Raw genomic sequence first — 413 nt, 5'->3', positions numbered from 1 at the left:
GGGTTCTACCCCGTTAGCACGGACACTTTCAAGTAAGCTCACACCGAGCTGAAGGAGTGTTCATGAAGCGCAAGAAATACAGTCCTGAATTCAAGCGGGAAGCCATAGAGTTGGTTCGTCGTTCAGGGGCGAGCTGTCGACAAGTGGCCCTGGAGATTGGTGTGGCTCCGAACCTGCTCACACGCTGGGTTCGAGAGGCACAGCCAAACACAGAAAAGGCCTTTTCCGGAACAGGTAGCCCGCGAGATGAGGAGCTGACCAGGCTCAAGCGTGAGTTGGCCCGGGTGACCAAGGAACGTGATTTTTTAAGAGACGCGGCAGCGTACTTTGCCAAGGAGTCATCGAGCGGTACACGGTGATTCAGCGCTGCCGCAACGAGTGCCCGGTACGACTGATGTGCCGTTGTTTGAGGA

Annotated in this window: 1 pseudogene; it reads left to right on the top strand. The window is 55.9% G+C overall.

Annotation, left to right across the window (positions count from 1 at the left end):
• Positions 1–62: 62 nt before the first annotated feature.
• Positions 63–413, top strand: a pseudogene (locus BVH03_RS22855) (transposase); the annotation flags it as partial.

The sequence above is a fragment of the Pseudomonas sp. PA15(2017) genome (assembly GCF_001945395.1).
GTDB lineage: Bacteria > Pseudomonadota > Gammaproteobacteria > Pseudomonadales > Pseudomonadaceae > Aquipseudomonas.
Note: the sequence above shows the minus strand (reverse complement) of the source record. Positions and strands in the feature narration are given on the sequence as shown.